The sequence below is a fragment of the Veillonella parvula genome, assembly GCF_040097785.1.
GTDB lineage: Bacteria > Bacillota > Negativicutes > Veillonellales > Veillonellaceae > Veillonella > Veillonella parvula_D.
In genome coordinates this window covers 794,828-818,791 of sequence record NZ_JBBNNS010000001.1, presented here as the reverse complement: position 1 = coordinate 818,791, position 23,964 = coordinate 794,828, and the positions used below count along the sequence as shown (strand labels likewise).

Genomic DNA, 23,964 nt, shown 5'->3' with positions numbered 1-23,964 from the left:
AGATATGCAAGATACACTTTGCTAACATTAAAATGTGAATGATATTCAATGTCATTAATGTTGGTGAAGTGTATCTTTTTAATTTTTGTGTGGGAGATACAAGACATATGTTTAGTTATAAGTTTAGGAGGGCATAATGAACCGGTGGGGACATACAAAGCGTACCATAATCCTGTCTAGTGCAGTTGCCTTGTGGCTTAGCGCACCTCTAGTGGTTTGGGCAGATAATGCGACTGTCACTACAGATGTTGTTAATGTGAAAGGCACATGGGCAGAAGAAGAAGCAAAATTGAACTCACAGCAAGTGCAAATCATTACCAAGAAAGAGATTGAAAAGAAACAGGCGAAGTCCGTTGAAGATATTATTTTTACGCAAACAGGTGTATCTAGAACAGTTGATGCTATGGGGCGTGTGGGCGTGTCCATTCGCGGTGCAGAAGCGCGTCACACTCTTATCCTCGTAGATGGTCAACCAGTGCTAGGTGATTTTGATAAGTACTCTGGTGCGGCAGATGAAGTACAACGTTTGGGTACAGAGAACGTAGAGAGAATTGAAGTTATTCAAGGTGCGGCTAGTGCTAAATACGGATCTGATGCAGTAGGTGGTGTAGTTAATATCATCACTAAAAAAGCACAAAAGAAACCATCCGTACAATTTAATGCTGAAGGCCTGCGTCGCAAGAGCGATGGCGATGTATTTCCGTTCCAAAACTTCTTCATTCGTGCCGATTCTGGTCAAATGGGCAAGTTAAAGGTTGGGTTATCAGGTAGTAAACGAGATCTTATGCCTGTTCTAGCATCTGTTAAACGTCGTGCCTCTGGGATGGCCTTTGATTATGCAAAACATAACTTCAAGCCAAATGTACTTCGTTACTATGGTGATGCGGCAGATATCGGTCTTGTAGCGACCTACGAGGCAAATGATAAAAATAAGGTAGAATTGCGACTTAATCGTTACACGGAAGACCTTGTGCGCGATGTTAAGCACTCCGACTCCGATTTAGAGCCACAGCAACACTTCAAACGTACGGCAGATCGTAATACAGCTAACCTGCAATGGTCCTCTAGAGCTGGAAAGAGTGACTGGACTGTAGAAACTAATTACTCTCGTATTAAAGAAAATGATGTAGCGCTCATTAACTATACAGGTCGTTCCGCTTATGAAGGCTCTAATGAGTTGCGTTATATTGATAACATCGATCATCGTCAATTAGATATTCGAGTAAATGCTAATACGCAAGTCAATAAAAATCATTTGCTAAGCTATGGTGTTAGCTATGCTCGTGAAGAAGGTTCTGGTAGTCGCTTAAAGAGTTCTCCTAATACAAGTACGATGTACATTGATCCATGGGATTACGATAAAAGCTTGTTAGTAGACCGCCTTGATCGTCTCGTGCGACGTAAAGGCGATAATAGTATTAAAGTTTACTCTCACATCCATGACTATAAATTCATTAATTCCGGTGGCGGCATGCCGCAATGGGATATGGATTATGAATACTATGGGGCTGAAACAAAGGCACAAAAGCCGGGCATTACGTACGATGATTATGTGAATTATGGTTTATCGGAAAGCAGACTTAGTGAATGGTCAAGCACATCGCCGAATAATCAACCCGTAACGGATGAATTTAAGAAGCGATATTATGCTTTGGAAAATCGGTTGAAATCGGAAAATCCTGAAATGGCGGCACATCGTGCAAACATCGTAGGTGACTATTTTAAATATGGTGAGTCTAACGATCCAGAAATGCGTAAGAAAGCACCTAAGTTAAATGGTAAGGCTTTCTTGGAAGAGTACCGTAATCGCGATCAACGCTTGACTACTGGTAGTGGTACGATTCGTAAAATAAACGCTTACATTTCTGATACATGGCAAGTTAATAAGAATTTAACATTGTCTCCAATTGTGCGCTTCGACAATAGTAGCTTGTTTGGTTCTAACGTATCTGCATCTTTGGGCATGACATATAACGTTAAAGGTAATACACATCGCAGATTTAAAGCCAATGTAGGTACCGGTTATACAGAGCCTGGTATGGGCGAATTGTGGTATAACTGGGAAATGTACGCTTCTAACCCTGTAGGGATTGGGGTAGCAAAACTCGGTTGGTATTGGGCTGGCAATCCTAATTTGAAACCAGAAAAATCGGTCAATTTCGACATGAGCTTGGAGGGTGAAAATAAAAATACATATGCACGCGTAGGTGTATTCCATAACCGTATTAAGAACTATATGTCTGTATACTTCACTGGTGATTTTATGGACTTTGCACCATATCTTAAGGGTGATGCGAAATACCAACGTGCCCCGGATATGATTTACAGCTTTAAAAATATTGGTAAAGCTGAAATTACAGGGCTGCAAGCGGAAGTACAACAAAAATTTGGCAAATATTGGTCTGGTAAATTAGGTTATACATATTTACACGCTATCAACAAAAGCGATCCATCCATGCCACGTCAATTATTGGATAAACCAATGCACAAAGTTGATATTGGCATTACTTATGATAACCCTAAATCCGGTTGGAATGGCTCCATCTGGGGTGATTACTATATCAATATGCTTGATAGTAATACTCTTAATAACGGTGGTAACTACTGGCCAGATATCTTGTCTGGTGATGCAGGCGTTTATAAGAAACAAATGTATGAAAAGAAAACATTTGGCATTTGGAATGTAATGATTCAAAAACGTTTCAATAAAAATGCCATGATGTATTTCGGTATCAACAATATCTTTAACCATCGCGATGATGACCGTGCTACACAAGAACGCGTATACCGCATGGGTGTTAACCTTAAATTTGGTGGTGGCGATAGTAGTAAAACTATGGCCATCGGCAAAACTAAGGATGGTGCAAAAGTTAATGCTACAGGGGCTAATGTAGCTAATGGTGAAGTGGTAAATTCTGAATCTGGTGTACAAAACGTAGCTGATATAGTTCGTTTAACTGACTTTATTCGTTCTGATTTTGATACTACTAAAGAACGTGGTATTACAATGGTTGGCGACTATAGAGCGCGTTGGATGGCACATGATGGTTCTAATAGACCGCAATCTCCATTTAGAGCAAACTCTGCCATCGGCTCTGCAAAAGCTAATATGTACGATGCTAATCGTCATAGTTTTGAACAACGCTTACGTCTTGGCTTTGATGCTCGACTCAATGAGTTCACAAACCTCAAGGTTATTGGCAGCATGAGTGGTATGAGTGGAGTAGATACAAGCTGGACAAAATCTGATTCCAAAGGTCTCAACCATCAACGACTTGATACAGTTGATCTTACAAGACGCGTTAAGAAATGGGACGTATCTGTAGGGCGTTTAACTGAGCCTATGGGCGCTAGTGGTTACTGGTTTGGTCAATCTTATGACGGCGTTCGTGCTGTTTGGAATGGCCATGATTCTCAAGTTCGTATTGGTGTTGGTACTTTCAAACATAGTACAGGTATCACTGATTCTGCATATACTCATGCAGTGCACAAAGTTATCTTTAGACCACCAACAGCAGCTGAATTGATTGGTATCAATCGCGATGATTATCCATACGATATTGAGAGTGCTACTAAAACCGGTTCTGATGGTGAGAAGAAGACCTCAACAGATCCGGCAGCTCCAGATAGTCCAACTGGTATTTATAACTCCACTTACAAAGGTAAGACAGATAGCCTCTATTTCTATCAACAGCTCAAAGACTTGCAAGCTGAATACGAAGCTTATAAAGAAAGCTTAGACTTAAGATGGAGTAATCCGAACCGTGATCAAGAAATTGAAAAGGCTAATGCTAAATTAGCTGAAACTCAGAAAAAACAAGCTCAAATTATGGGTCGATTACAAGATATTCTTACAAAAGCATATCCTACAGATATGGCAGGGACTAAATTCTCCCTTGATATCCCATCTGGTGGGTATGCAATGTATGAAATCACCAATAAGAAAACAGGGGAAAAACTGTATAAAACAGGGGACATTATGTATAACGTAAATTCCCCATTGTACCCTGAATCTATGAAAGAAAAGGCAAAAGGTCTTATCGTATCCTCTGATAATAAAGAAGCCTTGCTAAATCCTAAAGAGTATGTTGATAAACATGCAGCTGAGATTAATCAATCGATTACAGAAATTGCCAAATATAATGCAAAAGATAACTGGAGTAATTATAACAATAGTGGGCTTGACGAAGTTTGGGTGAAACAAGCTGATGGTACATTTAAGAGATCTTATGATTACTATGGTCAACCGTCAAGTGATTATGAATTCACTGGCTTCTTAGGTGCAAAGACTTACAAATACGATAGTGGTAAATACGTATTTAGTGATTATGATGCTAAAGATGCCATTTACAAAAAGAACTTCACCATGTCCTCTGGTGATTATGGCGAAGGTGGTTCTTACTATGGTTGGGGTATGCCTAATGCATTGTTTAACTATATGTATAATCTTGAAAAAGTTGTACATGACGCAGAGTCTGAAAATAAATTACCACGCGAAGCAATCGGTAAGGTCATTGGCAACTTGATCAGAACAGAAGGTGTAGTTCTTGAAAAAGATACTGTACCAGCCATCGATAAGGCCGCATTTATTCAATACAAGAAACAAATTGGTGCTCGTCTTGGTTTACAAGCTTGGTACTTACGTTCCTTTGGCGGTAAAACACATACATATTTAAATGCTAATGGAAACAGTAATGATGAATACAGCTTCTCCAATGTAGCTCATGTATTTGGTATCGGTGCTAAGTATCAACTTGGTGCTAATGCAGCTGTTACGGTTGATTACGGTCAAAATCGTTCTAACTTAGGACGTTACCTCAATGGTAATACCGTATATCAACATGAACGTGGCACAGCAGACTTTACTCTAAAAGGTCATCAAATGGGCGGCACACCACACTTCTGGATGGCTCGTCTAGATATTGGGCGTGCTGATTTAGATGTTCCGAAATCTTGGAATGCGTTCATCGATTACAAATACTTTGAACATGGCTCCTTCTTCGGTGGTAATGGTACGGGTGCAGTACCTGATCGTTACTTAGATGGTGTTCGTAGCTTTACATTTGGTGCCGGCTATGTACCGCGCAAGGATTTGCTCCTTGAAGCATTCTATACATTTGATGCGAAGGGCACTAATAAACGAGACACTTTATATGGTAGTGAAAGCTTTAAGTTAGGCGATTATACAAGAATTCAAGGGACCTACAGGTTCTAATGTTCAGTCTGTAAACAGGCAGAAAGGTTACAAATATGGAAAATTTAAATTATGTCATTCACTTATTTCATAGTGGCGGGTATGTAATGTATCCATTGTTACTCTTGTCTTTCATGGTTATCGCTATAGCTGCAGAACGTGCTTTCTTCTATCGTAAGTATGCAGGCAAAACATTTGTTGTAACTCATGCAGTAAATGAATTCGCAAAACTACAACGTTGGGATGAAATCGATAAAGTAATTAAAGAGAACCCTTCTATTGCAAGTCGTATTGCAGAAGCAGGTTTAAAAAATGATTCTAGCGAAGAAGCAATGAAGACCGCTTTTGCTGATCAAATGGGGGTTGATGCAGTTGGTTTCCGAAAATATATGGACTACTTAAGTGCAACAGTTACAATTTCTCCATTATTGGGCTTGCTTGGTACAGTAACAGGTATGATTGGCTCTTTCAGTATCCTTGACTCCGGTGCGGGTGCATCTGCCATTACTGGTGGTGTAGGTGAGGCGCTTATCGCGACAGCATCTGGCTTATGTGTGGCCATAATGGCATTTATCGTTTACACAATTTTTAGTCATCGTTTGGACTCCATTATTAACCAAATTGAAAATATGTGTGTAAATATAGTTACAGCTAAACGAGAAGGGTGGAAATAGTTATGAACTTGCAAAGCTTTCGTATGAAAACTAAGCCGGAATTCATGATCATTCCAATGATTGATATCATTTTCTTCTTGTTGGTATTCTTCATGATGAACAGCTTGCAAACAGTGGCTCAAAAAGCCTTGTCTGTACAATTACCACAGGCTACTAGTGCTTCTGCACCAGCTCAATTACCAGTGGTTTTAACATTAGATGCGGAGGGTCATATTACGATTGATAACAAGCCAATGAGCATTGACGATGCTGAGGCAATGGTAAAACAACGTATCCAAGAAAACCCTAATGCTAGTGTTATCTTACAAGCCGATAAACGAGCGGCTCATGGTCAAGTAGTAGCGATTATGGACATGTTAAAACAATCTGGCGTTAAACGCTTAGCTATTGCAGCTGAACAGAAAGGATAACTATGGGACTAGGCATATCATGGAAAAAAGCAGCCATTATATCCGCCGTAGTTCATCTTATTGCTCTCTTTATTGCTGTAATCTTTTTTGTAGTGGTTCCAGCCATTCAAGAAATGGATACCTATGAAATCGACCTCACACAAAGTGTGCTCGATGATGGTGGCAGTGGACATGCTGGTGGTGGCGGAGGTAACAGAGCAGATCTGTTCCCAAAACCATTGTCAGCAGATGAAGTAGCGGCAAGAACAAAGGCTGTTGTAGCAAATGTTGAACCATCTACAGCAACAGATATCCCTGATGCAGTAGATGTGGCAGCTAAAGCAAGTGAAAATAAAGGCAATACATCCGGTGATAATTCCGCTGTTGGTGGCACAGGCCCTGGATCAGGTGGCGGATCTGGTGGCGGTCATGGTACCGGTGAAGGTACTGGCGTTGGTGATGGTAGAGGCCATGGTACTGGTACAGGTGATGGTACCGGTGAAGGTGATGGTCATGGTACAGGTAAAGCAGCGTTCAATGTAGAGGGCTTTTATGCAGCTGTAGATAGCCAAAAACAAATTCCTTATGCGGCTATTAAGCGTAAAATGAACGTAGATGTTACAATTAATGTAATGGCTAAATTAGATACTAATGGTAATTTAATAGACGTATATCCAACTAGTGGTGGCGATGAGATATTTGTAGAAGCGGCTCTTGATGCAGTGCGACGAGCGACTCCGTATCCAAATGAAACAGGGGATATACAACCGGTAGAAGTTCCTGTACACTTTGTAGTACAGGCCGATGGCGAAGATGAAGAAGAATAAATATATCTAAGTAATAAAGGAGATAAATATGAAATCTATTATTTTATATTCTTCCCTTACGGGAAATACTAAAAGTGTAGCGGAAGCAATGGCTTCCGTTATGCCTGAAGGTACACCTTGCGTTCCTGTAAAAGATGCACCTGAAAATTTAGCTGATTATGATACAGTATTCGTAGGTTTCTGGGTGGATCGAGGTACAGCGAATAAAGAAGCGGCAAAATTGATTGAAACTTTAAAGAATCCTAATGTGGTATTCTTTGCCACATTAGGTATGTATGCTGATTCTGATCATGCTCGTGAAAGTATCGAAAAAGCATCTGAATTATTGCCTAACAAAGAAGCTCTTGTAGACGGCTTCGTATGCCAAGGTAAAATCGATCCTAAAGTAATCGAAATGATGTATAAAATGTTCCCCCCTGGATCAGCACATGGGCAAAGCCCAGAACGCGATGCATTACATAAAGCGGCGGAAACTCATCCAGATGAACAAGACTTTGCAAATGCAAAAGAATTTACAAAATCTGTACTTGCAAAGTTGCAAGCCTAATTTCTGAAAGGGGATTGGAGTATGAGTTTAGCAAGTTTCTTTGAATCCATTCCGGAGAAGCAGCGAAACCTACAACTAGGTTTAGAATGCGATAATCCGATGAGTGGTGCATTTCCTCATAAACGTGTTGTACATGCAGGTCTCAATGGTACGCTCGTTTCTCCAAAAGAAACACAAGCCGTTTGGGATTCGTTAATGAATGGCACTCCTAAAAAGGGCGAAATGCAATGCGCTTACATTCATATTCCGTTTTGTAAGACAAAATGCACATATTGTGGTTTCTTCCAAAACGGTACGAGTCAAAGTGTTGAAGACCAATATATTGATGGTCTTATCAGTGAATTAAAGCTCGCTAGTGAGCGTTCGAGATTAAAAGATGGTTTGATCCATGCCGTATTTATCGGCGGTGGCACACCAACATCTCTATCACCTACAAATTCTGAAAGATTGCTTAAAGCGATTAAAGCGTACTTGCCATTGGCAAATGATTACGAGCTTACCTTAGAAGGTCGTATTCACGATTTGATCCCTGAAAATCTTGAAGTTTGGATGGCAAACGGCGTCAACCGTATGTCCATCGGCGTACAATCTTTTAACACAGAAGTGCGTCAAATGGTAGGCCGTTTAGATACGAAAGAAACCGTATTAGAACGACTAGCTGCTTTGAAAGCTTATGGTCAATGCTCTGTCGTTATTGACTTAATCTATGGCTTGCCTGGTCAAACTATGGAGGTGTGGGAACAAGATTTAGCTGATTTAGTAAGCTCTGGTGTTGATGGTGCAGACCTATATCAATTAAATGTATTTGATGGTAGTGATCTCAATAAAGACATTACAAACGGTAAAGTTCCAGCTGCAGCCACAACAGCAATGCAAGGAGATATGTTCGAATTCGGTCGACAATACCTAGATGCGCGATCTTATCGCCGATTGAGTGCTGCACATTGGAGTGCTAATAATCGTGAGCGTAGCCTATATAACACTTTAGCTAAATCGGGCGTCCCAATGTTCCCATTTGGTAGTGGTGCAGGTGGTAACGTCGACGGTTATGGCATGATGTTACATCGTGCATTAAAACCATACGAAGATATGGTTACCCGCGGTGAAAAACCATTTATGGCCCTTATGAAACAAAGTGATTTACAACCTATCGTCAACCGAGTAGTAAGTCAATTAGAACAAGGATTCCTCAATATTATGAGCTTAGTAAAAATGGATTCCAGATTAGATGAATTGAACTGGCTCTATAAATTATGGGAAAAACGAGGTCTTGTTGCCTATAATGGTTTGCTTTATAAATTGACTGATGCAGGCGAATTCTGGACTGTAAATCTTACGCAAAGTACATTAGAAGCTGTTGAATATATCATGACTGGTAAGAATTCCTTCGCTATAGAAGCAGTAGCAGCACAAGATACAAAAACAACTTCTAAAGAAAATCCTAACCAAGAGGTACGTGGCATTGGCCAAGGTAAAGCCAATATCTCTGTACCAACTGACGAAGATTCCGAAGCACAACGTAAAGATGCTCTCATTGCTAAGGCTAAAGCTGAAATTGCTAAGAGCGGTGCTTCTGGCGAAGCAGCAGAACGAATGGTACAAGCTATGTACAATTTAAGTGCTGATGAGATTGAATATATGATGGAACGTATGATGTCTTAAACTGTTATGTTACACCTTAATTCTAACAACCTCTCCCAATAATCAACATATAATATACAAGACATATTACGTGACATATACGTGCTCTCTGTAGTACAAAGTAGCCCCAGACTGTAGTCTGGGGTTTACTTTTTATAGAGCGAAAGGTATTCTGTAGGTATAAGACTTAAATGACTTTAAAAAGTATAGCAATAGATGTATAGGAATAGATGTATAAGTCTATAAGGACAATAAAAGTCTAATTGCTGTTAAAATCATAAAACAATAAGTGAGATAGTAAATCTATAAGATGTGAAGTGATATTGCTTGTATAGCTGATAAAAGGCTTAGGAGGTTAGTATGAATACATGTCCTCAAAAAGAAATAGATATATTAGGTATTGGGGCTAGCACATTAGACCGCTTCATCGTTGTGGATCATTACCCAACGGGACGTGAGGTACAACAAGTTGTATCTTCTACCACCGATGGTGGAGGACCTGTAGCTACAGCATTAGCCGTTGCAGGTAAATATGGTGCACGTACGGCCATGATTGACAGTATCGGTGACGATATGGTGGGGCGTCATATTTTAGATGATTTCAAAAAATATAATGTTAATACTGATGCTATCCACATTGAAAAGGGGGAAAAGAGTGGCGTTGCTACAATCCTAGTAAAGCATAGCACTGGCGAGCGTGCCGTATTTTTTGAACGCTCTACTGCGCCAGAGCCAGTATTTTTAGATACTCATAAGCAATTAATTAAAGAAGCTTTCATTTTACATGTCAATGGACGGCATCGACAATTCATGTGTTCTGCCATGGCGTTAGCACAAGAGGCAGGTACTATTATCTCCCTCGATGGAGGTGCACAGCGCTACGATGAAGAGATGAAATCTATTACAGAGTCAAGTCATATTGCTATTGTTGCTCGTGATTATGCTGAAAAATATACGGGCACTACTAATTTAGAAGAAGCCTGCCATATCATTCATGACCGTGGTGCTCTTATTGCGGGGGTTACGGATGGCGCTAATGGTAGTTATTTCGTATGGCCTGATGGAACTTTCTATCGTTGTCAGGCCTTCCCTCAAGAATATGTAGTTGATACAACGGGGGCCGGAGATAGTTTTCATGGTGCATTTCTTTCAAAGCTTGTTACATTATTGAGAGAGTTAGCCCCAGTAGAAGGGTTAAAGACCTCTACATATGCTATAGATTTATTACAACATTGTGGACATTCTGATTTAGAAAAAACTGCTATTTTTGCGTCCGCTGTAGCAGCTTTAAATACGCAAGGGATTGGTGGTCGTAGCGCTTTACCAAGTTTACACGTTGTAAATAAGTTAATGGGATTGGAGTAAATCAGTATGTGGCACGATATTTCCCATTCTCATGTACAACGGTACATGCAACAAAATCCCTATCGATTATTAGCGTTTAGCTTTCTAGGCGTCATGATTATAGGTACAATATTGCTTATGTTACCGATGGCGAGTGCTCAGGGGCAGACGACGGCTCTTGTAGATGCCGCTTTTACCGCCGTATCTTGTGTTTCGGTAACAGGGCTGACCACTGTAGATACTTATTATCATTGGTCTTTATTTGGTAAGATTGTAATGGTTATCCTTATTCAGTTAGGTGGGTTAGGAATTGTATCTTTCACAACCATAATTGCTTTGCTTCTAGGTAAACGAGTAGGCCTTAAAAATCGTATGCTTTTGTCCGAGGACGTCGGACAGGATGGTATGACTGGTTTATTACATATTACGAAAAAGTTAACGCTTTATACCTTTGCTATTGAAATTGTGGGAGGCATAATCTATACGATTCAGCTATATCCCTATATTGGACAGGCTGCATTGTATACCGGTATCATGCAAGCTGTTTCCACCTTTTGTAACGCTGGATTTGTATTTTTTGATAATGATCTACCTTATGCCATGGTAGGGGACATATTATTTAATATCAATACAGCAGTACTAATTGTTATCGGTGGTTTTGGCTATTTAGCGGCCTTTGACATATGGTCACACCGTAAGGTGCGACGATTTGTTGACTTAAAACTTCACACTAAGATTATGTTAGTAGGCACAGCGATTCTTATCCTATTAGGAACTATCATTTTTTTAGGTGTGGAATGGTCAAATCCAAAAACCTTTGGGTCATTACCGATTTGGAATAAAATAATGGCCTCTTTATTTCAAGCGATTACGCCGCGTACAGCTGGGATTGCAACGGTTGATTATAATGCATTACATCCAATTACCTTGTTTGTTACCATTATTCTCATGTTTATTGGTGCGGGTCCGAACTCTACCGGTGGAGGGGTTAAAATTAGTACCGTAGCAGTAACCATACTTGCATCGCGTACCTTGTTTAATAACCGTCCAGATACAGAGATTTTTGAACGTCGTATTTCATTAGTAACCGTGCTTAAAGCCAACGGGATTATATTTTTATCGCTCCTTCTTATTTTAATAGCCACATGTTATCTGGCCTGGGATGAGCCTTATGATTTTATCCGATTGTTATTTGAGGTTACGTCTGCCTTTGGGACTGTAGGCCTTACGACGGGAATTACGCCTGATTTATCTGAAAGCAGTAAATGGGTGCTGATGCTTGTTATGTTTACCGGTCGTGTCGGTGTTATGACCGTTATTGGTACATGGGCTCTTAGGACATCACCAACGAAGCCAATTGGGTATGCAGAAGAGAATGTATTGTTGTAATTGAGTAGAATAGTTAGTCTATCAGGAGATATAGCATGAAATATAAAACAATTGCCGTCATTGGTCTTGGTCAATTTGGTACGACTATAGCCAAGATGTTAGCCTCTATGAATCATGAGGTTTTAGGTGTAGATATTAATCCAGAAATTGTACAAAAGGTTTCCCCTTATGTAACACATGCTATCGTAGCAGATACTACTGATGAAGATGCTATTAAAGGCTTAGCTTTGAGCCAATTTGATATAGTTATTGTTGCCATTGGTGATAATATCCAGGCTAATCTCATGACTTCGATGTTGTTGAAAGAAATGAATATGTCTCATGTGGTTTCGAAAGCTGAAAATGCACTCCAAGGTAAGATGCTCAAGAAGATGGGGGTAGATATGGTTATCTATCCAGAATATGATGTGGCACAACGGTTAGCTCAATCGTTGACACGAGAACATGTAATGGATTACTTACAGCTATCTAAAAGCATTAGCCTTATTGAAGTAGATATGCCAAAATTTTTGGTAGGCACCTGCTTAAAAGATTCTAATCTGCGTGAGAAATATAATCTTAATGCTGTAGGCATCAGGCGTGGGAAGGATTTAGAAGTCCCTCCTAATCCGTTTACGATTCTTTCGGCGGAGGATAAACTATTAATCATAGGAAATAATTCTGATTTAGATGCATTAACAGTGTAGTAAGTATACGAAAGAAATATAAATATATCGAAAAAATATGATATAATGAGATAGAATTCAGTATAGGCCATACGTATTCGTATGGCCTTTTTATATAGAAATGAAGGTTATTATGACAGAGGAACAATATATAACGGCGCTGATGAATAACCCACATGGGATTCGAAATATTCCAAATCCTACAGAAGCTATGCAACTTACATGTGTGGGACAAAACGGCATGCTGTTACAATATATTAAAGAACCTACTCAAAAGGTTATTGAAACGGCGCTTTCACAAGCACCACGAGCTATACAATTCGTTGAAAATCCTACAGAAGAATTGTTAAAAGCCTTAGTGGAAAAAGATTGGGCGGTTTTAGAATACATCAGCAATCCGTCTGATACATTAATTCAAAGCGCGTTAGCTCAATCAGGCTGGGCTATTCGCTATATTGCAAACCCATCTGAAGAATTGCAATTAGAAGCGGTGAAGGCGAATTATGATGCCTTACAATATATCAATGCTCCAAGCGAGGCTGTGCAGTTACAAGCCGTGCAAGAGAGTTACTTAGCCTTGCGTTACATTGATGAGCCGAGCGTAACTGTTCTAGAAGCAGCAGTAAAGCAAGATCCACAGGCAATGCGGCAGATTACAAATCTCACTAAGGACTTGGCTTTGCATTTATTTAAGGTAAGTGCGGCTATCGTCGGTTATATACCTAATACATTGGGTGTTACAGTAGACGAAATCAAAGCTATAATTGTAGATGCTATTTCCAGCGATACAGTTGATGAAGACTATATACGCGAGTTAATCAACAATAAAGCTATCGGTGGACGTCAATCAAAATGGCCTATTGATATATTGTCACTTATTGATATGTATGGTACTAGAACTGTTAAGAAAATCGCAGTAGGCGAATATTTGAAGTATTAGAACGGAGATACAATGAACTTTATAGATATAATGGCAAGCGTTGAATTAGTGCTTGCTGCTAATCAAGTGCCCTTGCTCGTTGGTGAGACTGGCATTGGTAAAACCTCTCTCGCAACGCGTGTTGCAGAGGTACACGACTGGGAATTAGTAACTATCGACGGAAACCTCTTAAAAGAAGGTGAAATCGGTGGTTTACCTACTGTAGAAACGGTGACACATACAGATGGTCATGGCAATACACGAGATGTGAAAACTACAGTATACGCTGTGCATCATACATTGGAACATGTGGCACAAGCCGTAGATAAAGGGCGCCAAGTATTGCTGTTTATCGACGAAATTAACCGCGCAGAACATGCAGTGCAACAAGAGTTGATGAACCTTATTCTAAACCGTGAAATTAATGGCTTTTCTTTAAGTGATCAAGTGCGCATCATCGCCGCTATGAACCCTGAAGATTCCTTTGATTACCAAACCATCGATATGGATCCGGCACAACAAAACCGATTCGTATGGCTTTATATGAATGCTGATTATATGCAATGGATTGACTGGGCTATTGGTGCAGGTATTGAAGAGAAGGTTATTGAATTTATTTCTTCCTATCCAGAATATTTAAATCAACGTCACGAAGACGATATCGATGCCACACCTCGTTCCTTTGAACGCGTGTCCGGTCTATATAGAATTTATAAGAATCAAGAGGGCACAAGCTATAGTCGCGACGTATTTATGAATGTTATCCGCGGTAACGTAGGTAAACTCATTGCGGAGGCTTTTGTAAACTTTATCGAGTCCGATCAAGAACCTCTTATTACCTTTGATGATGTATTAACAGCGGTTCAAAAACCAGGTGCTATTATGTCTATGGCTGAGCAGGTTAAAGGTGAAAGCCCAACTCGCCTTTATGTAGCAGCAAAAAATATGTTGCATCGTTTAAATCGCAATAGCAATGCGCAGGAAGTACATCACTTTGTGGAGTTTTTAACCTTGTATCCAGGGGATTTGCGCGTAGCGGTTATGAAAGATCTTCGTAACACGTATGAGCGCGTTTATGCTTATGCTATTGAAGATGACCTTTTTGTAGATACTTTCTTTGAAGCACAAAAATAATTCTATGTGAGTAGTTAGCTGAATTGAAGCTGTCTATATAGATAACCAATCTTAGTAAATTATTAGTTATGAGGCTAATTGATATATGGAATATGATATAAACTAAATTTGTTTTTTAAGAAAAGGAGGTGGAATTATGCAACGAAACTTAGATAAGGATGATATACGTGATGCGTCGGATTTGCTAACTCATATCGATGGCTGGGAAAAAACGGGTTCTTATGATGCGAAGGCTATCGAGGCTCTTGATCGATGGCATGCGAAACGAGAGCGCATACATCGCGAAGCAGAGGCTTTGTATACGCAAATATACGCATCTTATGAGGCCTATGTAGATAGCTATGAAGAACACCATCATAGCATGGCGCCTGAACGTATAGCGGCTGATCTTATGAATCATAATATGTCGGATAGCCATATAGGTACTATCGGTCGTGCTCTTGAAGACGTACAAGTGGAGGGGACAGACCTCTCCGTTATGCAGCAAGCCGTAATGACACCGGCCTATGAGCAACGGTTGTGGAATATATTGCATGATGTAAACAGCTTGCTTCTTGAAGAGGACCAATTCTTTGGTTACTTTTACTTACAAATGACTCATCGCATTCGCTTTGATATGGCCAGTGCTTTTGGTATTAATCTTAAACAGGGCGGATATGTATTATATGTAAATCCCTTTATCTTGTTACGCCAATCGCCTGATGTGATGAAGGATGGTATTAAGCGTGAAGTTCTTCATATCATTTCTGCTCATTTGATGCGGGTAAAAGCACTGAGCCAAGGCTTTCACAAAACAGCAGTCCATATGGCTATGGATATGGTCGTAAACGATTACCTTGAACATGTAGACCGTGATGCGGTAACGGTAGCCAATGTAAATGCGCGCTTTGGTTTGTTATTAAAGCGTTTCCGTACCATTGAATACTATGCGAAGGCTATTGATAAGGTCATGAAAGAAAAACCAGACCTCTTTGTGACTATCGATAACGCAGATACGGCGGTTGCTATGGAGTTTGACCCTCAAACTAGCCATGATATTTGGGATGAATCTGATTCTATTGATACAGATACGATGGATCAAATCACGGAACGCTATATCAACGAAGCCTCAAAGGGGGATATGGAAGGCTATGTGAAAAGCCTTATCGATACATTCCAAAAGACACGTCGTGCCTTGCCTTGGTATTTCTACCTTAAAAAGCTAATGGGCAAGGTAGCGAGTGGATACAAAAAAACGACGATGCGTCGTAATCGTCGTCAACCTGAGCGTTTGGAGTTGTCTGGCACATTGCGCCAACATAAGGCAAATGTATGGGTTGCTCTTGATATGAGTGGTAGTATAACTGATGTGGAGTTTACAAATGCTTTAGAGCAAGTGCTACAAATCGTGCATGCTTATAACCATCGTATTACTGTTGTAGAATGTGATAATGAAGTACGCCGCACCTATACGATGGAATCCGTGAAGGATGTGAAGCCGCGCCTCGATGTGCGTGGTGCTACAGCCTTTACTCCTGTATTCTCTCTGGCTAATCAAAACCGTGTAGATTTACTTGTATACTTTACAGATGGCAAAGGGGAAGAGCGACTACGAGAGACGCCAAGAGGCTATAAGGTGCTGTGGGTATTGACCGGTGAGAATCCACAATTATCTTTGCTTAATCCGTACGGCATGGTTCGTGAACTCGGTTATGTGGGGATTGATGAAACTCAGGATATTGATGAGTTTGTACGTATGGTTAATCGCGGTGGCTTTTCTATGGCTAATCAAGAGATTTAGTATATTAGGTCGCATGTTTTTTTATAGGTTTAATCTTGAACCAAAATGGTATACAAAAATGACGCAATCCAGCGGATTGCGTCATTTTTAGGTCTGTGGATCTTTTATTAGTTGTTAAGCTCAATAGAGGAGCCTGGATCGATAATGAGTGCTGTTTGGTTATATTTGCCTTCTACAAGACTTGTAAATACACCTGGTTCACGGTCGATAACAGGCCATGTTTTGTAGTGAATTGGAATGGAAATACGCGCTTTTACATAAGAGGCAGCAAGGGCTGCATCTTCAACTCCCATTGTGTAATTATCACCGATAGGAAGAAGTGCGTAATCGATTTCACCAAAGCGATTTAATAATTTCATATCGCTAAAGAGTGCTGTATCACCAGCGAAGTATAGGATATCTCCGTAGAAATCTACAATACAACCTGCAGCGTGACCGCCAGGGATGCCAGCGCCGTGGAAGGCAGGAACCATTCGAACAGAACCGAATTCAAAGTCGAACTTGCCACCTAAATGCATGGCGTGTGTACGACAACCGGCAGCTGCTGCTTTACCCGCTACCTCAGCAGTAGAGATAACGAGGGCGTCATTTGCTTTGGCAATAAAATCTGTGTCTCCATAGTGATCATCATGGCCATGACTGACAAAGATATATTGGCATTTGATATCTTCTTTTTTAGCGATATCCCATGTATTACCGGTCAAGAATGGGTCGAAAATCATGGATACATCGCCACGTGTGAGCATAAAGCAAGCGTGACCAAAATAAGTTAGTTTTGTTTTCATAGGAACACTTCCTTCCTTGTACATACAATTCTTAATTCTATTGTATAATATAATAAATGAAAATAAAACTATTGGTGATAATTTATACATAATTAGTAAGGATATATTATGGATTTAACACATTTTGATCAAGATGGAAATGCTTGGATGGTAGATGTATCAGATAAGGATATTACAACTCGTACTGCTGTGGCAGAAGGATTTATTGCTATTAATGATTCCATTTATGAGCGCATCGGGGCGGGAACAATAAAAAAAGGGGATGTTCTTAGTGTGGCTCAATTGGCAGCTATTATGGGGGCGAAACAGACGAGTAATCTCATTCCCCTTTGTCATCCGTTAGCATTAACTAAGGTTGAGGTGCATTGTACTCTTGTTGCTGGTGAAAGTCCAGCCTGTACGGATGCTACACATAATAGAGCTGTTAAAGTTCATGCTACCGTAAAAACGACAGGAAAGACAGGTGTTGAAATGGAGGCACTTACGGCGGTTCAAGTAGGACTTTTAACAGTCTACGATATGTGTAAAGCTATTGATAAGGGGATGATTATAGGCCCTACATATCTTGTAGAAAAAGAAGGCGGGAAAAGTGGACATTTTGTCCGTTCCTTTGTAGAATAATATAGATATAAAGAATAGGGGATTGAAAATGGAAATAGTACTTTATGAGCCTGAAATTCCAGGTAATACAGGAAATATAGCGCGTTTATGCGCCGCCAATCATATGACCTTACATCTCATCAAACCCCTTGGCTTTTCTATTGATGACAAGCACGTAAAACGGGCTGGCCTTGATTACTGGCACTTGGTAGATGTACAGGTACATGAAAATATTCAAGAATTATATGAGAAATATCCTGATCGTAGATATTTCTATGCCACTACTAAAGCAAAGCATACTCATTCTGAGGTGAAATATGAAATCGGTGATATGCTCGTTTTTGGGCCTGAAACAAGAGGGTTGCCTGAAAGTTTATTAGATGGTAAAGAGGATACATGCATTCGTATACCCATGGTAGATGAAGCACGTTCTCTGAACTTATCTAATGCGGTGGCGATTATAGCTTATGAAGGTATGCGTCAACTTGATTATCCAGATCTTAAGGCTGAAGGCAATTGGATTCAATCTAAATAAATAGACTTTCATAATTGAGAAATATATTATACGTATGTGTTAGAAGATCTACCAAATCTATATGACCGGTAGCGATTTTAACGGTGTTGTTTGGAGGAGGATATTATGAACTACGATAAAGCTCATGATTTAGCTCACGCAATGCGTGAATCTGAAGAGTACAAAGAGTTAATGGCTGCTCAGGAAGCAGTGAAAGCAGATGCAGTAGCAACGGGTTTGGTTCGCACATTTATGGCTCAACAAATGCAATGGGAATATGCTAAGTTGTCTGGTGCTCCAGAAGCGGATGAGTTGCAAAAGAAACAAGAGGAATTGATGCCTCAAATTCAAGAAAATGCTGCAGCGGCTGCTTATTTGCAAGCGCAAATGCGTTGGAGCCAGATTTCTAATGATATTTATAAAATCATTAGCGAACCAATCACTGAGGGGATGAAAGTGTTAGATCATGGCGAACAACAACCAAAACATTAAGGTATTACAAACAGCTTTATTAGAAAAATTACCAAGTACGCGTGTACGAGAGCAGGAGCTTCTTTGTCATCATACGACATTCAAAATTGGAGGACCTGCGGACTTATTTATTGAACCTACTACGATGGCAGAACTTAGTTTTACACTTCGTACCATTCACGAATTAGATGTGCCTGTAACTATTATTGGTTGTGGATCTAATATTTTAGTGAAAGACGGAGGTATCCGTGGCGCTGTCGTATCAGTTCGACATATGACCCAAATCATGGATTGTAACGAAAACACATTGTGCATCGGTTCCGGGTATATGTTAAAGGATGCTTCTGAATTTGCTTGGGAGAATAGTTTATCTGGTCTTGAATTTGCCATTGGTATTCCAGGCACACTTGGTGGTGCCGTATTTATGAATGCAGGTGCTTATGATGGGGAAATGAGCCATGTAGTTACTGCAGTGAGAGCCGTAGATTTCCAAGGAAATATTAAAGAGTATGATGGATCTCACTTGGACTTTGCTTATCGTCATAGTGTATTCCACGATAATCATGAAGTTATTGGGGAAGTCATTATGACACTCAAACCAGGCGACAAGGATGCCATCAAGGCACGTATGGATGAGTTAACAGAAAAACGTGAATCAAAGCAACCTTTGGAATATGCCAGTGCAGGTTCAACCTTTAAGCGCCCACCAGGGTACTTTGCAGGTACATTGATTGAACAAACAGGCCTAAAAGGTTTGTCTGTAGGTGATGCGCAAGTATCTCATAAGCATGCTGGCTTCGTAATCAATACAGGTAGTGCAAGTGCGAAGGATGTACTTGACCTGATTAGTGAGGTACAACGTCGTGTGTATGATCAACACGGTGTACATCTCGAACCAGAAGTACGCATGATTGGTGAAGATTAATACAAATTAAATACTAATATAAGATTTCTTATGTAATGTTACTCTTTTAAGGATGACGGATTCATAAGAAATCTTTTTTATAGTTTTTAAAAGAGTATGATAGGTTTATAGTTAGTTCATATTTTGGAGGCGATGATATGAATACTTTGTTGGCCCAGGAGATTTATGATAAAGCGCTAGCGTGTGGGTATGACAGTTGTGGTATAGTGCCTCTTGATGCACTTGATTTTTATAAAGAACGGTTGATAAAGCGTTTAGAAGATGTACCTGAAAGTAAAAAGGTATATGCACATAGTAATGCCTTTTTAACATTGAAAGAAAACTATCCTTGGGCACAATCTATAGTGGTTTGTACTGAATATTTTGGAGCGTATAAGTTTCCTGCTTCGCTTCAAAAGCGATATGCAAAAGGCTTACTACTATCGTTAGCTAATATCCCTGATGGGGTCGAAGTCAAACAAAGGCGATCTTTTGAAACATGGTTCAATGATAAGAACATCCAATTTATTGGTGGTGAAACAGCAAAGCCTACTGGTGTTGTTCCTTTGCGCCCTGCTTCTGTAGCGGCAGGACTTGGAATTTATAGAAAAAACAATTTCTTTTATGGACCTAAAGGCTCTAATTATGAATTGGTAGCCTATTTAATTGATCAGCCTTGTGAGTATATTCGTCATCTAGAGATACCACCATGTCCAGAGACTTGCGATTTATGTCAGCAAAAGTGTAAAACGAAGTCTCTATCTGCACCTTTTACAATGAATCCATTAACCTGTGTATCTTATATCAATACCTTTGGTGATGGTAAATTGCCAGAAGGTGTGACAGAGGATATGTTGGAAGAGTGGATATTAGGTTGTGATAATTGCCAAGACTGCTGTCCGTTTAATAAAAATCATGATTGGAGTATAGGTAAAGATTATCCTGGGCTTGATGCATTAGAACTTATACTACAGCCAGAATATATTTTGAAAGCCTCTGATAAGGAGATTATAGAAAAGTTGATTCCTAAATTCTGTTTCCATTTAACAGATAAACAAATTCCGTTGTTGCGTAAATCTGCTAAGCGGGCGATAGAGCATAAATAGGTTGTGTCTTAAGATGAATCAAAAGTATAATCGAATGTTGAAATTGCCATGATTAGAATAGGTGTACTGTTTTGACTTTTTTCTATAGACTGCGTTATAATTAACTGTTGCCAATTTTGGGGAATATACCTGCATAGCCCATTTTATCGAGGCTATGTGATATAGAATATACTGAAAGAATTAAAGGGAGGATCTTATGATTCGCGAAAATCTTCGTAATGTAGCGATTATCGCCCACGTTGACCATGGTAAAACTACTTTGGTGGACGCGTTATTAAAACAAAGCCATGTGTTCCGTGAAAATGAAAAAGTAGCAGAACGCGTAATGGACTCCAACGACTTGGAACGTGAACGCGGTATTACTATTTTGTCTAAAAACACTGCTGTAATGCATGATGGTATTAAAATCAACATCGTTGATACTCCAGGCCATGCTGATTTCGGCGGCGAAGTAGAACGCGTACTTAACATGGTTGACGGCGTATTGCTTCTCGTAGATGCTTACGAAGGTCCAATGCCTCAAACTAAATACGTTTTGCGTAAAGCCTTAGAACAAAAATTGAAACCAATCGTAGTTATCAATAAAATCGACCGTCCTGACCAACGCGTTAAAGAGGTTGAAGATGAAGTTCTTGAATTATTCATGGAACTTGAAGCTGATGATGATCAGCTCGACTTCCCTGTAGTATACGCATCTGCTCGTTCAGGTGTGTCCAAAACTAATTGGGATGATGAAGCTGTAAACATGGAACCGTTATTCAAAACATTGATCGATGAAATTCCTGCACCACAAGGTGATATGGAAGGTCCTCTTCAATTTATGGTAACTACACTTGATTACGATAACTTCATCGGTAAAATCGCCGTAGGTCGTATCGTTCGCGGTAAAATGAAAACCAACCAACAAGTGGCTATCATGAATGGTGAAAGTACTCGTAAAGCGAAAATCGGTCGTGTGTATACATACAATGGCTTGAACCGTGTTGAAACTGATGAAGCTGAAATGGGTGATATCATTGCATTCGCTGGTATTGACGATATCAACATCGGCGAAACAGTAGCAGATGCTGAAAATCCTGAAGCATTACCATCCATCTCCATCGACGAACCAACATTGTCCATGGTATTCTCCGTAAATAACTCTCCATTCGCAGGCCGCGAAGGTGAATTTGTTACATCCCGTCACTTGCGTGATCGTTTGTTCCGCGAAGTAGAAACTAACGTATCCATGAAAGTAGAAGAAACTGATTCTGCAGATGCGTTCAAAGTATCTGGTCGTGGCGAATTGCATTTGGCTGTATTGATTGAAACTATGCGTCGTGAAGGCTACGAATTACAAGTAGGTAAACCTCGCGTAATCTTCAAAACTATTAACGACCAATTGTGTGAACCACTTGAAGCATTGACTATCGACGTACCTCAAGAATTCATGGGGACCGTAATGGAAAACCTTGGTCAACGTAAAGCTGAATTGACTAACATGGTTGAATTAGCTGGTTACCTTCGCATGGAATTCGTAGTTCCTGCTCGTGGTTTGATTGGTTTCCGTGCCCAATTCTTAACAGCTACAAAAGGTAATGGTATTATGAACCATGTATTCCATGGCTATGCACCATACAAAGGTGAAATTCCTTCCCGTACACGCGGTGCTTTAGTAGCCTTCGAAAATGGCGAAACTACTCCATACGGTTTGAACTCCGTTCAAGACCGTGGTACATTGTTCGTTGGCCCTAATCAAGACGTTTATGCAGGTCAAGTTATCGGTGAGAATACACGTGAACTTGATATGGATGTTAACCCATGTAAGAAGAAACATGTTACCAACATGCGTTCCAGCTCCTCTGATGAAGCAGTACGCTTGACACCACCTCGTATCTTCTCCTTGGAACAAGCTCTTGAGTGGATCAACGACGATGAACTCGTTGAAGTAACACCTGAAAGCATTCGTATGCGTAAAACAATCCTTGATCGCAACGCACGTGCGAAAGCAGCAAAGAATAAAAAATAATATATCATGCAGATATATAAAGGCGCTCCTTAGGGGGCGCCTTTTTTATCTAATCTATAAGTTGTTATCTAACATATTCCTGTGGATTATATCTCCATGAAAATAGATGATAATTTTATCATTTATGATTAATGGGTATAAAAATGCGTTAATATACTAAATACGCATAATAACTTGCTAATAGGGGTATTGGTATATACGAAATATTTGTAACGCTGTATAATAATATCAAGTTTGTTGAAATAAGTTATTGATTATGGAGGTTCTTATGAATAAGAAAATCTTAGCTTCTTTATTTGCAGTAGGTTTGGCTGCAGGTTGTGTGTGCTCTTCCGTTGATGCGCATGGCGTATTCTTTGCTAACCGCTTAGATGAAAAAGCGCTAGTACTTGGCGAAGGCCCTGTTGATGATGCATATAGCCCAGAAATGGTAAAAAGCATCATTGGTTTAGATAACAATGGTATGGTAATTCCTGTACAAGTTATTAAACATGAAAAAAATGTAGTAGTTGTACCAAATGATAAATTGGGCATTACAGTAACTGATTTTGACTATGGCTACTGGACAAAAGACAAAGATGGTAAAACAGTTCATAAACCAATCTCTGAAGTACCAGGCGCTCAAAAAAGTACACATGCCATTAAATATGACGTTCACTACTGGAATGCAGAAGCAAAACCTTTCAATAATAAAGATGCTTTCATTCAAATCATTCCATCTGTTAACCCATTAACTCTTAGAAAAGGTGATACATATGAAATCCAAGTCTTGAAAGACGGTAAACCATATGCAAATGCACCTTTAATCAAAGACGTAATTAATGATCTTACTAATGAAAGCAAAGCTGATGAAAATGGTAAAGCAACTGTTACAGTAAGTGCTAACGGCCTTAACGTAGTAGGCGTTGAAGTGGGCTTCCCAACTCAAACTAAAGGTGAGCAAAATAAATACTTCAGTGCATTGTCCTTCATCATCAATCCTGAATAATATAGGATATACTATTTACTATTTACTAAGTGTGTGAAATAAACAAGACCTCCTAAGTTGGACTTAGGGGGTCTTTTTATAATTT

At 39.8% G+C, this 23,964-nt stretch carries 20 protein-coding genes; 19 read left to right on the top strand and 1 reads right to left on the bottom strand.

Translation table 11 applies throughout. From position 1 onward, the window contains the following. Nucleotides 1-136: 136 nt before the first annotated feature. From AAA071_RS03845 to AAA071_RS03790, 12 genes are all read left to right on the top strand, one after another. A complete protein-coding gene (locus tag AAA071_RS03845; protein WP_101928802.1) occupies nucleotides 137-5,215 on the top strand; it encodes a TonB-dependent receptor plug domain-containing protein in 5,079 nt (1,692 codons plus the stop codon). A 35-nt stretch (nucleotides 5,216-5,250) separates the two neighbouring features. Next, entirely contained in the window at nucleotides 5,251-5,868 is a 618-nt protein-coding gene (locus tag AAA071_RS03840) for a MotA/TolQ/ExbB proton channel family protein (protein ID WP_004696674.1), read from the top strand. Between the two features lie 2 nt (nucleotides 5,869-5,870). Next, nucleotides 5,871-6,278, top strand: coding sequence for an ExbD/TolR family protein (locus AAA071_RS03835; protein ID WP_004698605.1), 408 nt, complete (start codon nucleotides 5,871-5,873; stop codon nucleotides 6,276-6,278). A gap of 2 nt (nucleotides 6,279-6,280) precedes the next feature. Continuing rightward, the gene (locus AAA071_RS03830; protein ID WP_004696671.1) at nucleotides 6,281-7,084 is read left to right on the top strand and encodes an energy transducer TonB; all 804 of its coding nucleotides are present in this window, start codon (nucleotides 6,281-6,283) and stop codon (nucleotides 7,082-7,084) included. A 28-nt stretch (nucleotides 7,085-7,112) separates the two neighbouring features. Next, nucleotides 7,113-7,631, top strand: coding sequence for a flavodoxin family protein (locus AAA071_RS03825; RefSeq protein ID WP_008601576.1), 519 nt, complete (start codon nucleotides 7,113-7,115; stop codon nucleotides 7,629-7,631). A 21-nt stretch (nucleotides 7,632-7,652) separates the two neighbouring features. Continuing rightward, nucleotides 7,653-9,293, top strand: a complete 1,641-nt coding sequence (hutW, locus tag AAA071_RS03820) for a heme anaerobic degradation radical SAM methyltransferase ChuW/HutW (protein ID WP_120055516.1) — start codon at nucleotides 7,653-7,655, stop codon at nucleotides 9,291-9,293. Nucleotides 9,294-9,632: 339 nt separating this feature from the next. Further along, complete coding sequence (locus AAA071_RS03815) at nucleotides 9,633-10,637, top strand: carbohydrate kinase family protein (RefSeq protein ID WP_195213061.1); 1,005 nt, start codon at nucleotides 9,633-9,635, stop codon at nucleotides 10,635-10,637. Nucleotides 10,638-10,643: 6 nt separating this feature from the next. Then, entirely contained in the window at nucleotides 10,644-12,005 is a 1,362-nt protein-coding gene (locus AAA071_RS03810) for a TrkH family potassium uptake protein (protein WP_195213062.1), read from the top strand. Between the two features lie 35 nt (nucleotides 12,006-12,040). Next, nucleotides 12,041-12,691 (top strand): potassium channel family protein, encoded by a 651-nt coding sequence (locus AAA071_RS03805; RefSeq protein WP_195213063.1) that lies wholly within the window; start codon nucleotides 12,041-12,043, stop codon nucleotides 12,689-12,691. Between the two features lie 112 nt (nucleotides 12,692-12,803). Continuing rightward, on the top strand, nucleotides 12,804-13,610 hold the full coding sequence (locus tag AAA071_RS03800) for a hypothetical protein (RefSeq protein WP_195213064.1): 807 nt from the start codon (nucleotides 12,804-12,806) through the stop codon (nucleotides 13,608-13,610). A 12-nt stretch (nucleotides 13,611-13,622) separates the two neighbouring features. Then, nucleotides 13,623-14,723 carry an AAA family ATPase gene (locus tag AAA071_RS03795; protein WP_195213065.1) on the top strand — a complete coding sequence of 367 codons (1,101 nt, stop codon included), beginning with the start codon at nucleotides 13,623-13,625 and terminating at the stop codon, nucleotides 14,721-14,723. Nucleotides 14,724-14,859: 136 nt separating this feature from the next. Beyond that, nucleotides 14,860-16,503: a vWA domain-containing protein gene (locus AAA071_RS03790; RefSeq protein WP_287525778.1), complete on the top strand. Its 1,644-nt coding sequence runs from the start codon at nucleotides 14,860-14,862 to the stop codon at nucleotides 16,501-16,503. Between the two features lie 107 nt (nucleotides 16,504-16,610). On the opposite strand, the gene AAA071_RS03785 is transcribed toward AAA071_RS03790, so the two are convergent. Further along, complete coding sequence (locus tag AAA071_RS03785) at nucleotides 16,611-17,288, bottom strand: metal-dependent hydrolase (protein ID WP_008714410.1); 678 nt, start codon at nucleotides 17,286-17,288, stop codon at nucleotides 16,611-16,613. Between the two features lie 108 nt (nucleotides 17,289-17,396). On the opposite strand from AAA071_RS03785, the gene moaC reads away from it, so the two are divergent. The 7 genes from moaC (at nucleotide 17,397) to AAA071_RS03750 (ending at nucleotide 23,879) form a co-directional block, all read left to right on the top strand. Continuing rightward, the gene (gene moaC / locus AAA071_RS03780) at nucleotides 17,397-17,909 is read left to right on the top strand and encodes a cyclic pyranopterin monophosphate synthase MoaC (protein WP_195213067.1); all 513 of its coding nucleotides are present in this window, start codon (nucleotides 17,397-17,399) and stop codon (nucleotides 17,907-17,909) included. A 28-nt stretch (nucleotides 17,910-17,937) separates the two neighbouring features. Continuing rightward, complete coding sequence (gene trmL, locus AAA071_RS03775; protein WP_004696651.1) at nucleotides 17,938-18,423, top strand: tRNA (uridine(34)/cytosine(34)/5-carboxymethylaminomethyluridine(34)-2'-O)-methyltransferase TrmL; 486 nt, start codon at nucleotides 17,938-17,940, stop codon at nucleotides 18,421-18,423. A gap of 105 nt (nucleotides 18,424-18,528) precedes the next feature. Then, nucleotides 18,529-18,894, top strand: a complete 366-nt coding sequence (locus tag AAA071_RS03770; RefSeq protein WP_008714407.1) for a YlbF/YmcA family competence regulator — start codon at nucleotides 18,529-18,531, stop codon at nucleotides 18,892-18,894. Continuing rightward, a complete protein-coding gene (murB, locus tag AAA071_RS03765) occupies nucleotides 18,869-19,798 on the top strand; it encodes a UDP-N-acetylmuramate dehydrogenase (protein ID WP_195213069.1) in 930 nt (309 codons plus the stop codon). Before AAA071_RS03770 ends, murB begins: the two co-directional genes overlap by 26 nt. A gap of 137 nt (nucleotides 19,799-19,935) precedes the next feature. After that, a complete protein-coding gene (locus AAA071_RS03760; protein ID WP_195213070.1) occupies nucleotides 19,936-20,883 on the top strand; it encodes an epoxyqueuosine reductase in 948 nt (315 codons plus the stop codon). Between the two features lie 196 nt (nucleotides 20,884-21,079). Beyond that, a complete protein-coding gene (typA, locus tag AAA071_RS03755) occupies nucleotides 21,080-22,891 on the top strand; it encodes a translational GTPase TypA (RefSeq protein ID WP_004696644.1) in 1,812 nt (603 codons plus the stop codon). Between the two features lie 268 nt (nucleotides 22,892-23,159). After that, nucleotides 23,160-23,879 carry a DUF4198 domain-containing protein gene (locus AAA071_RS03750; RefSeq protein ID WP_195213071.1) on the top strand — a complete coding sequence of 240 codons (720 nt, stop codon included), beginning with the start codon at nucleotides 23,160-23,162 and terminating at the stop codon, nucleotides 23,877-23,879. Nucleotides 23,880-23,964 lie beyond the last annotated feature (85 nt).